Raw genomic sequence first — 15,737 nt, 5'->3', positions numbered from 1 at the left:
CTCATTGTACAATGTCACGTTGCGGAGAGTGAATGCCCTACGTGCGGTTATCGCTGTACGTGTCCCGCCGGTCCCCCCGAACCGTACCGCCCTACTGCCCTTCGGCCGCCGCCCGGTCCACGTTCTGGCGCTCGGCCAGGTACTGCGCCGCCGCCACCGCCAGATCCTGCCAGGCCATGCCGACGCTCTTGAAGAACCTGGGTCGATCATGGCGGACTTCGGCCTTCCCGGTGACCAGTTCGGCCAGATTGGCGAGCCGGTCGGCCCCCACTCCGGCCATCAGCAGGTCCCCGGCCTCGCGCAGCGCGACCTGCCGGGCCTCGACGAACAGGTCGGCGCGGCCGACCAGTTCGGCGTCCACCTCGCGGGCCTCCGGCTCGTGCGAGCCGACCGCGGCGACGACCGCCCGGTCGGGCACCAGCCGGCCGTCGAACAGCGGGGTGCGGGCGGTGGTGCAGCACACCACCAGGTCCGCGTCGGCGACCGCCTCGGGGCCGCCGGCCCGGGCCGCCAGGCCCAGCGCGGCGGCGCGTTCGACGAGTTCCGCGGCGGGTCCGGGGCGGCGGGCCACCACGGTGACCTCGGCCAGCCCGGGCAGCACGGCCTTGAGCGCCTCGACGTGGCCGAGCGCCTGCGGCCCGGCGCCGAACACCACCAGGTGGCGGGCGTCCGGCCCGGCCAGCGCCCGCAGCGCGAGCGCGGTGACGGCGGGGGTGCGCAGCGAGGTGAGCGCCACTCCGTCGAGCAGCGCGGCGGGCTGCAGGGTGGGGCCGTCGAGCAGCAGGTACGAGCCGGTGATCCGGGGCAGTCCGACCGCCGGGTTGGCGGGTGCCACTCCGGCGATCTTCACGCCGGTGAACTCGGCGGTCGCGGCGGGCATCAGCAGCAGCTCGCCGGCCGGCACCCGGATGTTGGCGCGGGCCGGGCAGCCCTCCACGTCCAGCCCGTCGAGCAGGGTGCGCTCCAGGGCGTCCACCGCGTCGGCGTACCCCAGGGTCAGGGCGATCTCGGGCAGGGTCACAGCAGGAACCCCGCGCCCAGGCTGTCCTCGTGGTCGAGGACGAAGCGGTGCTCGCCGGTGCGGTGCGCGGTGCCGGTGACCTCGGTGATCACGCCGCCGTCCTGCGGCTCGCGGACCCGGCCGGTGAAGACGGTGCCGATGATCGAGTCGTGGCGCAGCACCCGGTCGCCGGTGAGGGCGCCCTCGTCGGCGAGCAGGGCGAGCCGGGCGGAGGTGCCGGAGCCGCACGGGGAGCGGTCGATCTGGCCGTCGGCGAAGACGGTGACGTTGCGCTGGTGCGGGCCGGTCGGCGTGTCGGGCAGCTCGTCGTACAGGATGACGCCGTAGACGCCGTCGCGGTACGCGGCGAGCGCCTCGTGGCCCTCCAGCGCGGCCCGGATCTCCCGTCCGGCGGCGGTCAGTTCGGACAGCCGGTCGGGGACGACGGACAGGCCGAGCGCGGCGGCGGGCAGCGAGGCGTAGACCGCGCCGGAGTGCGCCAGGTCGACCTGGACCGTCCCGAGCGAGGTGGTCAGCTCGACCTTGCGGGCCAGCACCCGGGTCGGGATGTTGCGGAAGGTCACCGCGGTGGTGCGGCCGCCGCTGCGGTGCACGGTGGCGCTGACCCGGCCGGACGGGACGTCGATCCGGACCAGCGCGGTGCCGTCCTCGGGGGCGGGCACCAGGCCGGTGTCGACGGCCCAGGCGCCGAGCGCCATGGTGCCGTGGCCGCAGGCGGTCGAGTAACCGTCCTTGTGCCAGAACAGGACGCCGAAGTGCGCCTCGCTGTCGTCCGCGGGCACGATGAACCCGCCGTACATGCCGGCGTGTCCGCGCGGTTCGCGGGTCAGCAGGCGGCGCACGTCGTCCAGCGCGCTGGGGCGCGGCGAGGTGGCGCTGCCGCCGGAGCCGATCGCGATCGAGCGGCGCTCGGCGACGGTGTCGCCGGGGATCGGCGGCAGGCCCGCGATGACGATCCGGAACGGCTCGCCGGCGGTGTGGTAGTCGGTGGTCGAGACCTGCTGGTTCATCAGTACTCCCCGGCGGGCAGCACGCTGACGGTGCGCGACGCGGTGTAGAAGTCGAGCACGGCCTGGCCCTGCTCGCGCGAGCCGTACGAGGCGCCCTTGGCGCCGCCGAACGGCAGGTGGAAGTCGACGCCGCTGGAGGGGGCGTTGATCCGGATCATGCCGGCGTCCAGGCGGTCCGCGGCGGCCAGCGCCACGTCCAGGCTGCGCGAGTGGACGGAGGTGGAGAGGCTGTGCCGGGTGTTGTTGGCGATGGCGATCGCCTCGTCCAGGTCGGCGGCGGGCACCAGCACGGCGACCGGGCCGAAGAACTCCTCCTCCAGCAGCGGGTGTCCGGCCGGGACGGCCTCGACCAGGGTGGGCTCCAGGAACCAGCCGGCCCGGTCGGCCTTGGCGCCGCCGGCCAGCACGGTCGCGCCGCCCTCGCGGGCGGTGTCGATGGCGTCGGTCAGCCGCTCCAGCGACTCCCGGTTGATCACCGGGCCGCACGAGGTGGTGGGCGCGGACGGGTCGGCGGCCGGGGTCTGGGCGAGCGCCTTGGCGAGCGCCTCGGCCAGCGGCTCGTACGCGTCGCCGACGGCGATCACCCGGCTGGTGGCGGTGCACTTCTGGCCCGCGTAGCCGGCGATGGCGTTGGCCAGGTGCGCGGCGGCCTGCGCGATGTCGGCGTCCGGCAGCACCAGCGCGGCGTTCAGGCCGCCCATCTCGGACTGCACCGGGATGCCGCGCTCGGTCGCCCCCGCGATCACCGAGCGGCCCACCCAGGTCGAGCCGGTGAAGGAGATGACGTCGGCGCCGCCGATCAGTGCCGTCCCCGCCGCGGCACCGCCCGGGACGATCGTCAGCACGCCCTCGGGCAGGCCCGCGAGCTCGGCCAGCCGCAGCGCCACCGCGACCGCCTCGGAGGACGGCTTGAGCACCACGGCGTTGCCGACGGCCAGCGCCGGGGCGGCCTTCCAGGTCGGGATCGCCAGCGGGAAGTTCCACGGCGTGATCAGGCCGGCCACGCCGTACGGGCGGCGGCGGGTCAGCAGCAGGCCCTGCCCGGCGGCGGGCTCGTGCACCTCGCCGGAGGCGGCGAACGGCGCCTGCGCGTAGTAGCGCCAGATCGCCACGGTGCGGGCGACCTCGCCGCGGGCCTCGGCGATCGGCTTGCCGACCTCGCGGACGACCAGCTCGGCCAGCTCGTCGGCGGCCCCCTCGATCGCGGCGGCGGCCCGGGTCAGCGCCAGCGAGCGCCCGGCCGCGCCCAGCGCCCACCAGCCGCGCTGCGCCTCGCGCGCGCCCGCGATCGCCTCGGCGACGCCGGCGGCGTCCGTCGCCGGCACCGAGATGACCAGGTCGTCGGGGTCGGCGGGGTTGTACGAGTCGATCGTGGTCATGTTCTCAGGAACCTTTCGCGAAGGGGGAGTTGGCGGTTGCCTGCGCAACGGGAAAACACGGGCGGGCGTGGTCCGGGCACGGGCGGCGGGCGGTGCGCCCGGTTCCGCCGAACCGGGCGGGCCCCCCTGCTCCACCCGTACCCCGAACACGCCCACCCGCTCCCCCGCTACAGCAGGAAGCCCGCCGGGAACGGGTCGGTCGGGTCGAGGAAGTACTGCGCGGTGCCGGTCACCCAGGCCCGGCCGGTGACGGTCGGGACGACGGCGGGCAGGCCGGCCACGGTGGTCTCCTCGACCAGGCGGCCGGTGAAGGTCGTCCCGATGAAGGAGTCGTTGCGGAACTCGTCGCCGATCGCCAGCTCGCCGCGGGCGTGCAGCTGCGCCATCCGCGCGGAGGTGCCCGTCCCGCAGGGCGAGCGGTCGAACCAGCCGGGGTGGATCGCCATCGCGTGCCGGGAGTGCTTCGCGTCCGACCCGGGCGCGAGCAGCTGGACGTGGTGGCAGCTGTGGATGGACGGGTTCTCGGGGTGGACCGGCCGGTCGTCCGAGGCGTTGATCGCGTCCATCATGGCGAGGCCGGCGGCCAGGATGTCGTCCTTGCGCTCCCGCTCGAACGGCAGCCCGAACTGCTCCAGCGGCAGGATCGCGTAGTAGTTGCCGCCGTACGCCAGGTCGTAGGTGACCGTGCCGTAGCCGGGCACCTCGATCCGGCGGTCCAGCGCGACCGAGTACGAGGGCACGTTGCGGAGGGTGACGCCGACCGCGGCGCCGTTCTCCACCTTGACGTCGACGACGACCAGCCCGGCCGGGGTGTCCAGCCGGATGGTGGTGACCGGCTCGACGACCGGGACCATGCCGGTCTCGACCAGCACGGTGGCGACGCCGATGGTGCCGTGCCCGCACATCGGCAGCAGCCCGGAGACCTCGATGTAGAGCACGCCGAAGTCGGCGTCCGGCCGGGTCGGCGGCTGCAGGATCGCGCCGCTCATCGCCGCGTGGCCGCGGGGTTCGTACATCAGCAGCGTGCGGAACTCGTCGAGGTGCTGCTGGAAGTGGACGCGCCGTTCGGCCATGGTGGCGCCGGGGATGGTGCCGAAGCCACCGGTGATCACCCGGGTGGGCATTCCCTCGGTGTGCGAGTCGACGGCGTGGAAGACGTGACGGGTCCGCATCGCGGTGCTCTCTTCGATCAACTGCTGACGGGGCGGGAGCGGGAGCGGCGGCGGTCCGGACCGGTTCCCCCCGGGACCGGTCCGGACCCCGCCGCGGTGTGCCTACTTGTGGCCGTCGGCCAGCGCCTTCTCGGTCGCGGCGCGCACCGCGGCCTCGATCTCCGGGACGAGCGGCAGGCGCGGGGCGCGGGTCGGACCGCCCGGGCGGCCGGCGATGTCCATGGAGAGCTTGATGGACTGGACGAACTCGGTCTTGGAGTCCCAGCGCAGCAGCGAGTGCAGCGACTTGTAGAGCGGGACGGCGGTGGCCAGGTCGCCGGAGACGGCGGCGTGGTACAGCTCCGAGCTGGCGGCGGGCAGCGCGTTCGGGTAGCCGGCGATCCAGCCGACGGCGCCGGCGATGGCCAGCTCCAGCAGCACGTCGTCGGCGCCGATCAGCAGGTCCAGCTCGGGGGCCAGCTCGGCGATCTCGTAGGCGCGGCGGACGTCGCCGGAGAACTCCTTGACGGCGACGATCGAGCCGTCGGCGTGCAGCTGGGCGAGCAGCGACGGGACGAGGTCGACCTTGGTGTCGATCGGGTTGTTGTAGGCCACGATCGGGACGCCGGCCTTGGCGACCTCGGAGTAGTGGGCGCGCACCGCGGCGTGGTCGGCGCGGTAGGCGTTCGGCGGGAGCAGCAGCACGGAGCCGGCGCCGGCCTCGGCGGCCTGCTCGGCCCAGCGGCGGGACTCGGCGCTGCCGTAGGCGGCGACGCCGGGCATCACGCGGGAGCCGTCGCCGGCCGCCTCGACGGCGGTGGTGACGACCTTGGCCCGCTCCTCGGCGGTGAGGGTCTGGTACTCGCCCAGGGAGCCGTTGGGGACGACGCCGTCGCAGCCGTTGTCGATCAGCCAGCGGACGTGCTCGGCGTAGGCGTCGTAGTCCACCGAGAGGTCGTCACGGAAGGGCAGCGTGGTGGCGACCATGATGCCGCGCCAGGGACGGGCGGCGTCGTGGGGGGTGCGGGTCATGGGGGGTCTCCCTCGATATGATGTGTGACATTTTATAAGTGGTCGCGGTGAGCCACAAGGGGGCGCACCGACCGAATCGGTCCGGGGTCCGGGCCGATCGGCACTGCCGCGCGCCCGACGCGCGGCACCGCCGGCCGGGCCCGGCCCCGGGGCCGGTGGGAACCGGCAGGGCCCGGGAGGGCGCGGGACGGCCCGGGGGCCTACTCCTCGCGCGGCGCGGCCAGCTGCGCCAGCGGGACGGGGCAGGACAGCGGACGGCTGTCGGGCCGCCCGGTGCCGCCGCCGGACAGGCAGGCCACCGCGGGCCCGCACATCCGGCCCTGGCACCAGCCCATCCCGGCCCGGGTGAGCAGCTTGACCGTCCGGGCGTCGCCGGCGCCGAGCTCCGTCACGGCCGCGCGGATCTCCCCGGCGGGGACCTCCTCGCACCGGCAGACGTCGGTGTCGTCGGTGACCCAGCCGGTCCAGTCCGGTCCGGGGGCGTGCGCGGCGGCCATCAGCGCGGCGAACGAGCGCCGCCGCCGCCGGGTGGCCAGCTCCCGGGCGGGGGCCGGACGGCCGGCCACCGCGTGGGCGGCCAGCACGCCCTCGGCGAGCGCCAGGTCGGCGCCGCCGACCCCGCAGGTCTCCCCCGCCGCCCACAGCCCGGGCACGCTGGTGCGCTGCTGCGCGTCCACCTTGAGGGCGGCCGCGCCGTCCGGCCCGGTGACCGTCTCGGCGCCGAGCTCGACGGCCAGCTCGATCTGCGGGACGAGCCCGTGACCGATCGCCAGCGCGTCGCACTCGATCCGCCGCTCGGTCCCCGGGACCGGCTTCCAGCGGGCGTCCAGCCGGGCCACCGTGACGGCGGTGACCCGGTCGGTGCCGTGCGCCTCGACCACGGCACTGCCGCGGCGCAGCCGCACACCGCGCCGCAGCAGCACGGCGCCGTGCGAGGCGCCCTCGGCGAGCTTCGCGGGGTTGCCGGCCAGCACCGGCAGTCCGCGGGCGTAGCCGAGGTAGGAGGTGGCCTCCACGATCGCGGGGACCTTCGCGCCGGCCGAGACCAGCGAGGAGGCGGCGGCCAGCAGCAGAGGGCCGCTGCCGGACACCACGATCCGGTGGCCGGGCAGCACCAGCCCGGACTTGAGCATCGCCTGCGCGCCGCCCGCGGTCACCACCCCGGGCAGCGTCCACCCGGGGAAGGGCAGGTGCCGCTCGTAGGCGCCGGTGGCCAGCAGGACGGCGCGGGCCAGGACGGTGGCCCGGTCGCCGGCCCCGGGGCCGCGGGTGGCGTGCAGGCGCCAGGGGGCGGCGTCGTCGCCGGGCAGGCCCGCCTCGGCCGCCCACACGTGGTGGCCGGCCAGGTGGTCGACCAGCGGTGCGGCCGCCAGCCGGTCGCGCAGCCGGGCGAAGACCGCCCAGCCGTGGTGCAGCTTCTCGGGGCGCGCGGCGCCCAGTTCGGGGGCCGGGTGCCGGTAGTACTGGCCGCCGAGCCGGCTGCCGGCGTCCACCAGGGCGACCCGCAGGCCGAGCCCGGCGGCGGCGTCGGCCGCGGCCAGCCCGGCGGGGCCGGCGCCGATCACCGCGAGGTCGTACACGCCCCCGCGGCCGGCGCCCGGCTCAGACTTCGAGGTCGGCATGGCCGTGGCCCTCCTGGGTGGTGACGGTGTCGCCGTGCTCGGCGGGCAGCAGGCACAGGCGCTGGTTGGGGCGGCCGTTGACGGTGGCCAGGCAGTCGAAGCACTGGCCGATGCCGCAGAACGCGCCGCGCGGGCGGCCGCCGGAGCGGGTGGTGCGCCAGGCGAGCACGCCGTCGGCCCAGAGCGCGGCGGCCAGCGTCTGGCCGGGCAGCGCGGGCACCGGGCGGCCGTCGAACAGGATGGTGCGGGCGGGGCCGGGTTCGGCGCCCACCAGGTCGAGCGGGTCCATCGGGCTACTCCTCGCCTTCACGTGCTTCGTACCGCGCGGGCCGCTGCCCGGCCTCGCTCCCGCCGCCCGCGGCGGAACGGCCGCCCACCGGGCAGGAGATCGCCACGCAGTCGCCGCCGAGCAGCGCGAACGGGTCGCGCGCCGCGCTCACCGCCCGTCCTCCTCGTCCCGGTAGCCCTCGAACCGCTCCGGCCGGAACGGCGCCAGGTCCAGCTCGGGCCGCTCGCCGGTGAGCTGGCGGCTGATCAGCAGCCCGGTGGCGGGCGCCAGGCCGATGCCCGCGCCCTCGTGCCCGCAGGCGTGGTACAGGCCGGGTACCCGGGCGTCCTGCCCGATCGCCGGCAGGTGGTCCGGCAGGTACGGGCGGAAGCCCCGGTACGAGCGCTGGACCAGCACGTCGCGCAGCACCGGGAACAGCGCGGCGGCCTGGGCGGCCAGCCGGTGCAGCACCTCGGGGTTGAGCGTGCGGTCGAAGCCGACCCGCTCGCGGCTGGCGCCGATCAGCACCGGCCCGGCGGGGGTGCCCTCGACCACGGCGGAGGACTGCAGGTCGGCCGAGCCGGAGGCGACGTCGGCGACGTAGTCGGCGGCGTAGACCTTGCGCCGGACGATCCGCGGCAGCGGTTCGGTGACCAGCACGAAGCCGCGCCGGGGCAGCACCGGCAGCCGGACGCCGGCCAGCGCGGCGAGTTCGCCGCCCCAGGTGCCGGCGGCGTTGACCACGGCGGGCGCGGCGAGTTCGCGGCGCTCGGTGACCACGCCGGTGACGGCGCCGCCGGGGCCGCGCAGCAGGCCGGTGACGGCCTCGCCGAGGTAGCGGTCGGCGCCGGAGGCGCGCAGCAGGTGGGCGGCGGCCAGCGCGGGCTGCACCTGGGCGTCCTGCGGGTACAGGTAGCCGCCGGGCAGGTCCTCGGCCAGGTGGGGTTCGAGGGCGCGCAGCTCGTCGGCGGCGACCGGGACGGCCTCCACGCCGACGGCGCGCTGCTTGGCGGCGAAGCCCTGCAGCAGTTCCAGGCCGGCCGGCTTGGTGGCGACCACCAGGCCGCCCTTGGGCTCGTACTCGACCTGCTCGCCGAACTCGGCGGCGAGGTCGCGCCACAGGCCGGTGGAGAGCAGGGCGAGGTCGAGCTCCGGACCGGGCTCCTTGTCGGAGACCAGCAGGTTGCCTTCGCCCGCACCGGTGGTGCCGCCGGCCACCGGGCCGCGGTCGACGACCGCGACCTTCAGGCCGGAGCGGGCGGCGTAGTAGGCGCAGGCGGCGCCGACGACGCCGGCGCCGACCACCACGACGTCGTAGGGGTTTCGCTTGAGCACGTCAGTAATATGTCACATGGCTTGAGCGGCGGGCAAGCCCCCCACCAGCGCCGATCCGGTGGTCCCGCCCGCCCCGGAAACGCCGAGCGGCCCCGGACCGCAGGGGTCCGGGGCCGCTCACCGACACGCGGTGTTCATCCGCTCATCAGGTGATGTCGTCGATCTGGTCACGCCGCGCGGCCGGGATCGGCGCCGGGGCCTCCACCGTCTCGACCCCGCCGACCGCCTCCGCGTCGCCGACCGCCTCGACCGACAGGTCGACCGCGGAGGCTTCCTCGTCGCTCAGCCCGGCGTCCGGGTTGCGGGCCGCCTTGCGCTTGTCGTTCATCAGCGAGATGCCGACCGCCAGGAAGTACAGCGCCCAGATCGGCGCGGCCAGCGCCAGCATCGACAGCGGGTCGGCGGACGGGGTGGCGAAGGCCGCGAACACCGTGATGCCCATGACCATCGCGCGCCACCAGCCGAGCAGCCGCTTGCCGGTGAGCACCCCGACCAGGTTCAGCATCACCAGGAACAGCGGCAGTTCGAAGCCCGCGCCGAACACCAGCACCATGCGGGTGATCAGGTCCAGGTAGTCCTCGACCGGCACGATCGAGGTGACGCCGTCCGCGATGAAGCTGATCAGCATCTGCGCGGTGACCGGCATGACCACGTACGCGAGCACCGCGCCCGCCAGGAACAGCGGGGTGCCGACCGTCAGGAAGGTCACCGAGTAGCGGCGCTCGTGCTGGTGCAGGCCGGGGGCCACGAACTTCCACAGCTGGTACAGCCAGACCGGGGTGGCGGCGACCACACCGGCCGTGAGGCTGACCTTCAGCATGACCGTGAACGGCGTGGTCAGGCCGATGTTGGAGATCTGGGCGCAGTGGTCCAGACCGCTGGGGGGCTTGCCGTCCGGGCCGCAGGCGGGCAGCGGCGCGATCAGGAAGTCGAGCAGCCGCTTGTGGTAGAACATCGCGACGATCGTGAAGAGGATGATCGCCAGCAGTGCCTTGACAATCCGGTTGCGCAGTTCGCGGAGATGGTCGGCGAGCGCCATCCGCCCCTCAGGGTCCTTGGCCGCCTTGGTCGTCTTGCTCAACCCGGTCCTCGAATCGTGCGCTCGTCGTAGTCGGAGTGGTGCGGGAGCCCGACGGGGGTGCTCGGCGGGTGCTCAGCCGGCCCGGTCGGTGCGGGACGCGCCGGGGGCGGCCTTGACCACCCGGTCCGGCTCGGCGGCGGGCCGCTCGGCCGGGGCCGGAGCGGGGGCGGCGGACGCCGCGCGCCCGGAGTCGAACTCCTTGCGCAGCGCCTTGCCCTCGCTCTTGAGGATCCGCAGCGACCGGCCGAGCGCCCGCGCCGCGTCCGGCAGCCGCTTGCCGCCGAACAGCAGCACCGCGCAGACCGTGATCAACAGCAGCGAGCCGGGCGAGAAGAGCCGCATCTCGGAGCACCGCCTTCCTTGTCCGGGAGGCAGGGCTCCCCCTCTGCGGGCGATGGTAGCCGCTCGGGGTGTCGCCGCGGGAACCCGGTCCCCAACGATCGGGTACCGGTCCCCGCCCGGGTCACCCCGCCGCGTCCGACCGGCTCACTCCGTCCCGGCGGCCCGCCGCAGCGCGCTCACCGCGCCGTCCACCTCGCGGGCCAGCGCCCGGGCGTCCAGCCACAGCCGCAGCGCGAGCGCGCCGAGCACCAGCAGGCCCGCGGTGGACAGCAGGACGGCCCCGACCAGGGTCCAGTTCACGTGCGCGCCTCCCTATCCCTCGACCGGCAGCAGCCGCATGGTGCGCACCCCGGCCTCGGTGAGCGCGGCGACGATCTTCTCCCCGGCCACCTTGCGGACGGCGGCCCCGCAGGCCGGGCAGCCGAAGCTGTAGAACGTCCGCTCCTTGCTGGCGCCGAGGGCCAGCCGGAACTCGGCGGCCGGGAGCTCGACCTTCTCCCGGCACTGCGAGCAGTAGACCTTGAATCTGGTGCCGTCGGTCACGTGGCTGAGACCCGTCCGTCCCGGTAGTGCTCCAGCGCGGCCAGCGCGGCGGTGCGGGCCTGTTCGGCGAGCTTGGCGGGGGCGGTGATCCGGCCGTCCCGGCCCAGGCGCAGCGCGAGGGTGCGCAGCCCGGCGGGCTCGGCGGAGCGCAGGGTGATCCGCAGGCCGCCGTCGGGCAGTTCCTCGGCGCTGTCGTGGGTGTAGTACTCGGCGACCCAGCGGCCGCCGGGGCCGACCTCGACCACCACCTGCGGGTCGTCCGCGGTGGGGGCGACCAGTCCGGCGGAGAGGTCGCGGGGCTGCAGCCGGGGCGGGTTGGCGGGCTCGTCGAGGACCTTGATCTCGGCGATCCGGTCCAGCCGGAAGGTGCGCCGGTCCTCGGAGGTGCGGCACCAGCCCTCCAGGTAGGTGTGCCCCTCGGTGACCAGCCGGATCGGGTCGACCTCGCGCTCGGTCAGCTCGCCGCGGCCGTGCGACCAGTAGCGCAGCCAGATCAGCCGGCCCTCGCTGAGCGCGCGGTCGATGTCGGCGAAGACGGTGCCCTCGGCCTCGAAGGTGACGCCGATCCGGGCGGCCGACTCGGCGCTCTCGCCGGCCGCGTCCTCGATCTTGGCGACGGCCCGGGTGAGCGCCTGCCGGTCCCGCTCGCGCAGGCCGGGCAGCCCGGCGACGGCGCGGGCGGCGACCAGCAGCGCGGTCGCCTCGTCGGCGGCCAGCCGCAGCGGCTGGGCGACGTCGTCGACGTTGTGCCACCAGATCCGCTCGCCGTCGGTGTCGATGTCGAGCAGGTCGCCGCCGCGGAAGGACGTGCCGCACATCGGCAGCACGTTCAGGTCGCCGATCAGCTCGCGCTCGGTGATCCCGAACGCCCGGGCCACCTCGGCGACCTCGGCGCCGGGGCGCTCGCGCAGGTAGGTGACCAGCGACAGCATCCGCCGGGTCTGGTCGATGGCGTTGCTCACTGTCCCACCTCCGCGAGACCGGCGACGGCGCGCAGCCGGTCGATGACGTCGGCCCGCAGGTCCTCGGGGCCGATCACGATGACGTCGGGGCCGTACTCGGCCAGGTCGGCGCCCAGGCCGTTGCCGTGCGGGATGTCCAGCTCGTCCCAGTCGGCGTCCAGCGGACGGGTCTCCAGGGCGCGCTGGCGCAGCGGGTAGGCGGCGCCGGAGCGCACCCTGACCACCGCGACCGAGGTCGCGCCCTCGCCGGCGAACCGGGCCACCACGGCCCGGACGTCCACGTGCTCGGGCACCTCGCCGGTGAACGCGCCGGCCCGGGAGCGGACCTTGCCGGTGATCCGGGAGAGCCGGAACACCCGGGCCGAGCCGCGGTCGCGGTCGTACCCGGCCAGGTACCAGTGGCCGCGCCAGCACTCCAGCGCCCAGGGCTCGACCGAGCGCGGCTCGGCGGTGGCGGCGCCGGCCTTGCGGTAGTCGAAGGTGACCGGACGCCGGTCGCGGGCGGCGGTGAGCAGCGGCTCGAACGCGGCCTCCCGGCCGGGGATCCGCGGTTCCAGCGCGCCGTGCTCGCGGTCCTCGACGAACGGGACGCCGGCGGCGCGCAGCTTCTGCAGGGCGCCGCTGGCCGCGCCGGACATCTTGGCCTGCTGCCAGACCCGGGCGGCCAGCGCCAGCGCGGCGGCCTCCTCGGCGTCCAGGGCGATCTCCGGGAGGCGGTTGCGGTCCCGGCGGGCCAGGTAGCCGACCTCGCCGTCGAGCGCGTTCTCGTCCACGTCGATGACCAGGCCGAGTTCGCGCAGGTCGTCCTTGTCGCGCTCGAACATCCGGTTGAAGGCGTCCTCGGAGCCCTGTTGCCAGGCCTCCCGGTACGCCTCGACGGACTCGCGCAGCTCTTTCTTGGAGAGCGGACGCCGGGTGTTCATCAGGCACAGGGCGAGGTTCATCAGCCGCTCTGCCTTGGCGATCGCCATCGAGGACCCTTCCTCCGATCGGGGGGTGACCCGCCTGACCGTACCGGTACGGGCACGTCCAGAGAAAGCCGAACCCCCGGCTCCTGGCGGAACCGGGGGTGTCGGTGGTGCGTCCGGGATCAGACGCCCAGCAGGTCCACCACGAAGATCAGGGTGGAGCCGGCCGGGATGAGCGGGCTCGGCGACTGGTTGCCGTAGGCCAGGTGCGGCGGGATGACCAGCTCGCGGCGGCCGCCGACGCGCATGCCCTCGACGCCCTGGTCCCAGCCCTTGATGACCCGGCCGCCGCCCAGCGGGAAGCGGAAGGTCTGGCCGCGGTTCCAGGAGGCGTCGAACTCCTCGCCGGAGGCGAAGGTGACACCGACGTAGTGGACCTCGACGGTCGCGCCGGCCTTGGCCTCGGCGCCGTCGCCGACCACGATGTCGCGGATCTGGAGCTCGGTCGGGGCGTCGCCGCCCGGGAAGTCGATCTCCGGCTTGGTCAGGCTCACGATTGCTCTTCTCGCTCGGTTGCTTGAACGGGACTCATCCTAGGCGTACCGGGGGTGGTCAGCCGTCACTGCCGCCGACGCCGGCGTCCAGGATGTCCACCACGAAGACCAGGGTGGAGTTGGCCGGGATGCTGTCGCTGGCCTGGTCCTTGTAGCCGAGCGAGGCGGGGATGACCAGCTCGACCCGGCTGCCGATGGCCTGGCCGGTGATGCCCTTGTCCCAGCCCTCGATGACCTTGCCGGCGCCGGCGGTGAAGGTGAACGCCTGGCCGCGGTCGAGCGAGGAGTCGAACTTCTTGCCGTCCTTGTAGAGCACGCCGGTGTACTGCACCAGCACGTTCTCGCCGGCCTCGACCTTGCGGCCCTTGCCCTGGATCAGCACGTGGGTCTTCAGCTCGGTCGGGTCCGCGACGCCCTTCGGCGGGGTGATCTCGGCCGGCTTGGTGCCGTTGTCCTTGACCTGCGGGAAGTCCGCGGGCGGCGGGGTCACGTCACCGGAGAGCACCGCGCCGGGCGCGTTGGCCTGCCGGATGTCCAGCACGAAGACCAGGCTGTCGCCGGCGCCGATGCCCAGCTGGCTGTTGCCCTGGGGGCCGAACGCGGCGGCCGGCGGCGCGACCACGACGAGCCGGGAGCCGGCCTTGTGGCCCTCGACCGCGTTGTCCAGCGCGGGGATCAGCGACCCGCCGCCGGCCTGGTACAGCTGCGGCTTGCCGTTCTGCTCGCCGTACGAGCCGGGGATCTCCTTGCCGGTCTGCCAGTCCATCGCCGTGTAGTCGACGGAGACCCAGTTGCCCTTCTCGACCTTCGGGCCGGTGCCCGCGGAGAGCTCCTTGACCACGAACGTCCCGTCGGGGGCGTCCTTGGGCAGCGTGATGGTCGCCTTGGTGCCGAAGTCGCCGGCCACCGTCGGCATCACCTTGGCGCTGTCCTTGATCGGCGGCACCGGCGCCTGGGTCGGCGCGTCCGAGGCGCCCGCGCTGGGGCTGGCCTTCGCCGAGTCGGACTTCGCGGCGGCCTTGTCGCCGCCGTCCCTGTTGACGACGTAGTACATCGTCACCGCGGAGGCGACCAGCAGCACCGCGACCACCGAGCCCAGGATGACGCCGAGCCGGCCCACCCCGCCCGGGTCCTGGTCGTAGCCGGCCTCGGACAGCGGCACCTTGCGCTGGTTGGACGCGAAGACCTGCGGCGCCTGCTCGGTCCTGGCGTCGGCGGTGGCCGGGGCGGTGGGCGGCGCCCAGCCGGCCTGGGTCAGGATCTCGGCCGGGACGACGATCGACTCGCGGTCCACGGGCGGCTGGTTCCCGGTGTTGTCGGCCTCGTCCGGGCTCGACGCTTTCTCAGACATGACTCCCCATTCGACTCGCCCGACGACGCGTGTACCACTGGTGCGGGGCAGCAGTATGTCAGGTCGGCATGAGAGCGGGTCGGACCGGCCCTGGCCCCGCTGTCAGGCGGTTCTCAGACGGCGTCCAGGATGTCGATCTCGAAGACCAGGGTGGAGTTCGCCGGGATGGACCCGCTGGCCTGGTCGCCGTAGCCCAGCGCGGGCGGCACCACCAGCAGCACCCGGCTGCCGACCGGCTTGCCGACCAGCCCCTGGTCCCAGCCCTTGATCAGGCTGCCGGCGCCGACCTGCAGGGCCTGCGCGCCGCCGTGGTTCCACGAGGAGTCGAACTGCTTGCCGTCCGCCCAGGTCACGCCGGTGTACTGGACGAGCAGCGTCTGCCCGCTCTGCACCTCCGGGCCGCCGCCCTTCACCAGCACGTACTGCTGCAGGTCGGCGGGCGGCTGCTGGCCGGCCGGGATGGTGATGGTCGGCGCGGCCTTGCCGTTGTCCTTCACCTGCGGGGCGGTGGCGGGCGGCTGGACGAGGTCGCCGGGGATGGTGGCGTCCGGCGGCGTGGACTTCATCACGTCCAGCACGAACACCACGGTGTCGTCCTTGCCGACGCCCAGCGCGCTGGAGCCCTGGCCGCCGAACCCGGCGGCCGGCGGGGCGACCACCAGCACCCGGGAGCCGGCCTTCTTGCCGAGCACGCTCTGGTCGAAGGCGGGCACCAGCTGCCCGGTGCCGGCCTGGTAGAGCTGCGGCTTGCCCTTGTCGTCGTAGGAGCTGGACAGGTCCTTGCCGCTGGTCCAGTCCTTGACCGTGTAGTTGACGGTCACCCAGTCGTTCTTGCTGACCACCGCCCCGGAGCCCTCGCTCACGGTGCTCACCACGAACTGCCCGGACGGCGGCTCCGACGGCAGGGTGATGGTCGCCTTCGAGCCGAACTCGCCGCTGACCACCGGCATCGGCGAGGCGGACGCCACCGGGCTGGGCACCGCGACGGCGGAGGCCGAGGAGGACGCCGGCGTCGTCGCGGCGGACTTCCCGGAGCCGTCCGAACTACTGCATCCGGCGAGCAGCGCGGCGGTCAGGGGCAGGGTGAGCAGGCAGGCGATTCGACGCATGGCGTCAGCCTATGACCCGATTCGTCCGGCCCGTCGGAGGCGCTCGGCGCGCCCCGACGGGCCGTGGCG

18 protein-coding genes are annotated in these 15,737 nt (G+C 74.6%); all 18 read right to left on the bottom strand.

Annotated features, from left to right (window positions below; genetic code table 11):
* Positions 1-91 precede the first annotated feature (91 nt).
* Entirely contained in the window at positions 92-1,021 is a 930-nt protein-coding gene (locus KSE_RS33035; RefSeq protein WP_014139737.1) for an ornithine cyclodeaminase family protein, read from the bottom strand.
* Positions 1,018-2,031, bottom strand: a complete 1,014-nt coding sequence (locus KSE_RS33030) for a proline racemase family protein (RefSeq protein WP_014139736.1) — start codon at positions 2,029-2,031, stop codon at positions 1,018-1,020. The genes KSE_RS33035 and KSE_RS33030 overlap by 4 nt, the downstream gene beginning before the upstream one ends.
* Positions 2,031-3,410, bottom strand: a complete 1,380-nt coding sequence (locus tag KSE_RS33025; RefSeq protein ID WP_014139735.1) for an aldehyde dehydrogenase family protein — start codon at positions 3,408-3,410, stop codon at positions 2,031-2,033. The genes KSE_RS33030 and KSE_RS33025 overlap by 1 nt, the downstream gene beginning before the upstream one ends.
* A gap of 167 nt (positions 3,411-3,577) precedes the next feature.
* Positions 3,578-4,582: a proline racemase family protein gene (locus tag KSE_RS33020; protein ID WP_014139734.1), complete on the bottom strand. Its 1,005-nt coding sequence runs from the start codon at positions 4,580-4,582 to the stop codon at positions 3,578-3,580.
* 102 nt (positions 4,583-4,684) lie between these two features.
* Positions 4,685-5,593, bottom strand: a complete 909-nt coding sequence (locus KSE_RS33015; RefSeq protein ID WP_014139733.1) for a dihydrodipicolinate synthase family protein — start codon at positions 5,591-5,593, stop codon at positions 4,685-4,687.
* A gap of 200 nt (positions 5,594-5,793) precedes the next feature.
* The gene (locus KSE_RS33010; protein WP_014139732.1) at positions 5,794-7,215 is read right to left on the bottom strand and encodes an FAD/NAD(P)-dependent oxidoreductase; all 1,422 of its coding nucleotides are present in this window, start codon (positions 7,213-7,215) and stop codon (positions 5,794-5,796) included.
* Positions 7,196-7,504: a (2Fe-2S)-binding protein gene (locus KSE_RS33005; RefSeq protein WP_014139731.1), complete on the bottom strand. Its 309-nt coding sequence runs from the start codon at positions 7,502-7,504 to the stop codon at positions 7,196-7,198. The genes KSE_RS33010 and KSE_RS33005 overlap by 20 nt, the downstream gene beginning before the upstream one ends.
* 4 nt (positions 7,505-7,508) lie before the next feature.
* Complete coding sequence (locus tag KSE_RS43125) at positions 7,509-7,655, bottom strand: hypothetical protein (protein WP_157850061.1); 147 nt, start codon at positions 7,653-7,655, stop codon at positions 7,509-7,511.
* Entirely contained in the window at positions 7,652-8,818 is a 1,167-nt protein-coding gene (locus tag KSE_RS33000) for an NAD(P)/FAD-dependent oxidoreductase (protein WP_014139730.1), read from the bottom strand. The genes KSE_RS43125 and KSE_RS33000 overlap by 4 nt, the downstream gene beginning before the upstream one ends.
* Before the next feature lie 145 nt (positions 8,819-8,963).
* A complete protein-coding gene (gene tatC, locus KSE_RS32995; protein ID WP_014139729.1) occupies positions 8,964-9,899 on the bottom strand; it encodes a twin-arginine translocase subunit TatC in 936 nt (311 codons plus the stop codon).
* A 72-nt stretch (positions 9,900-9,971) separates the two neighbouring features.
* Complete coding sequence (locus tag KSE_RS32990) at positions 9,972-10,241, bottom strand: twin-arginine translocase TatA/TatE family subunit (RefSeq protein WP_014139728.1); 270 nt, start codon at positions 10,239-10,241, stop codon at positions 9,972-9,974.
* A 144-nt stretch (positions 10,242-10,385) separates the two neighbouring features.
* Positions 10,386-10,541: a hypothetical protein gene (locus tag KSE_RS43120; RefSeq protein WP_014139727.1), complete on the bottom strand. Its 156-nt coding sequence runs from the start codon at positions 10,539-10,541 to the stop codon at positions 10,386-10,388.
* A 12-nt stretch (positions 10,542-10,553) separates the two neighbouring features.
* Positions 10,554-10,784: a hypothetical protein gene (locus KSE_RS32985; protein WP_014139726.1), complete on the bottom strand. Its 231-nt coding sequence runs from the start codon at positions 10,782-10,784 to the stop codon at positions 10,554-10,556.
* Positions 10,781-11,716 (bottom strand): helix-turn-helix transcriptional regulator, encoded by a 936-nt coding sequence (locus KSE_RS32980; protein ID WP_063747431.1) that lies wholly within the window; start codon positions 11,714-11,716, stop codon positions 10,781-10,783. The genes KSE_RS32985 and KSE_RS32980 overlap by 4 nt, the downstream gene beginning before the upstream one ends.
* A 26-nt stretch (positions 11,717-11,742) precedes the next feature.
* Complete coding sequence (locus KSE_RS32975; RefSeq protein ID WP_014139724.1) at positions 11,743-12,717, bottom strand: helix-turn-helix transcriptional regulator; 975 nt, start codon at positions 12,715-12,717, stop codon at positions 11,743-11,745.
* Positions 12,718-12,836: 119 nt separating this feature from the next.
* Positions 12,837-13,208 carry an FKBP-type peptidyl-prolyl cis-trans isomerase gene (locus KSE_RS32970; protein ID WP_014139723.1) on the bottom strand — a complete coding sequence of 124 codons (372 nt, stop codon included), beginning with the start codon at positions 13,206-13,208 and terminating at the stop codon, positions 12,837-12,839.
* Between the two features lie 58 nt (positions 13,209-13,266).
* On the bottom strand, positions 13,267-14,559 hold the full coding sequence (locus KSE_RS32965) for an FKBP-type peptidyl-prolyl cis-trans isomerase (RefSeq protein ID WP_014139722.1): 1,293 nt from the start codon (positions 14,557-14,559) through the stop codon (positions 13,267-13,269).
* A gap of 113 nt (positions 14,560-14,672) precedes the next feature.
* A complete protein-coding gene (locus KSE_RS32960; RefSeq protein ID WP_014139721.1) occupies positions 14,673-15,668 on the bottom strand; it encodes an FKBP-type peptidyl-prolyl cis-trans isomerase in 996 nt (331 codons plus the stop codon).
* Positions 15,669-15,737 lie beyond the last annotated feature (69 nt).

This window comes from Kitasatospora setae KM-6054, from assembly GCF_000269985.1.
GTDB lineage: Bacteria > Actinomycetota > Actinomycetes > Streptomycetales > Streptomycetaceae > Kitasatospora > Kitasatospora setae.
Note: the sequence above shows the minus strand (reverse complement) of the source record. Positions and strands in the feature narration are given on the sequence as shown.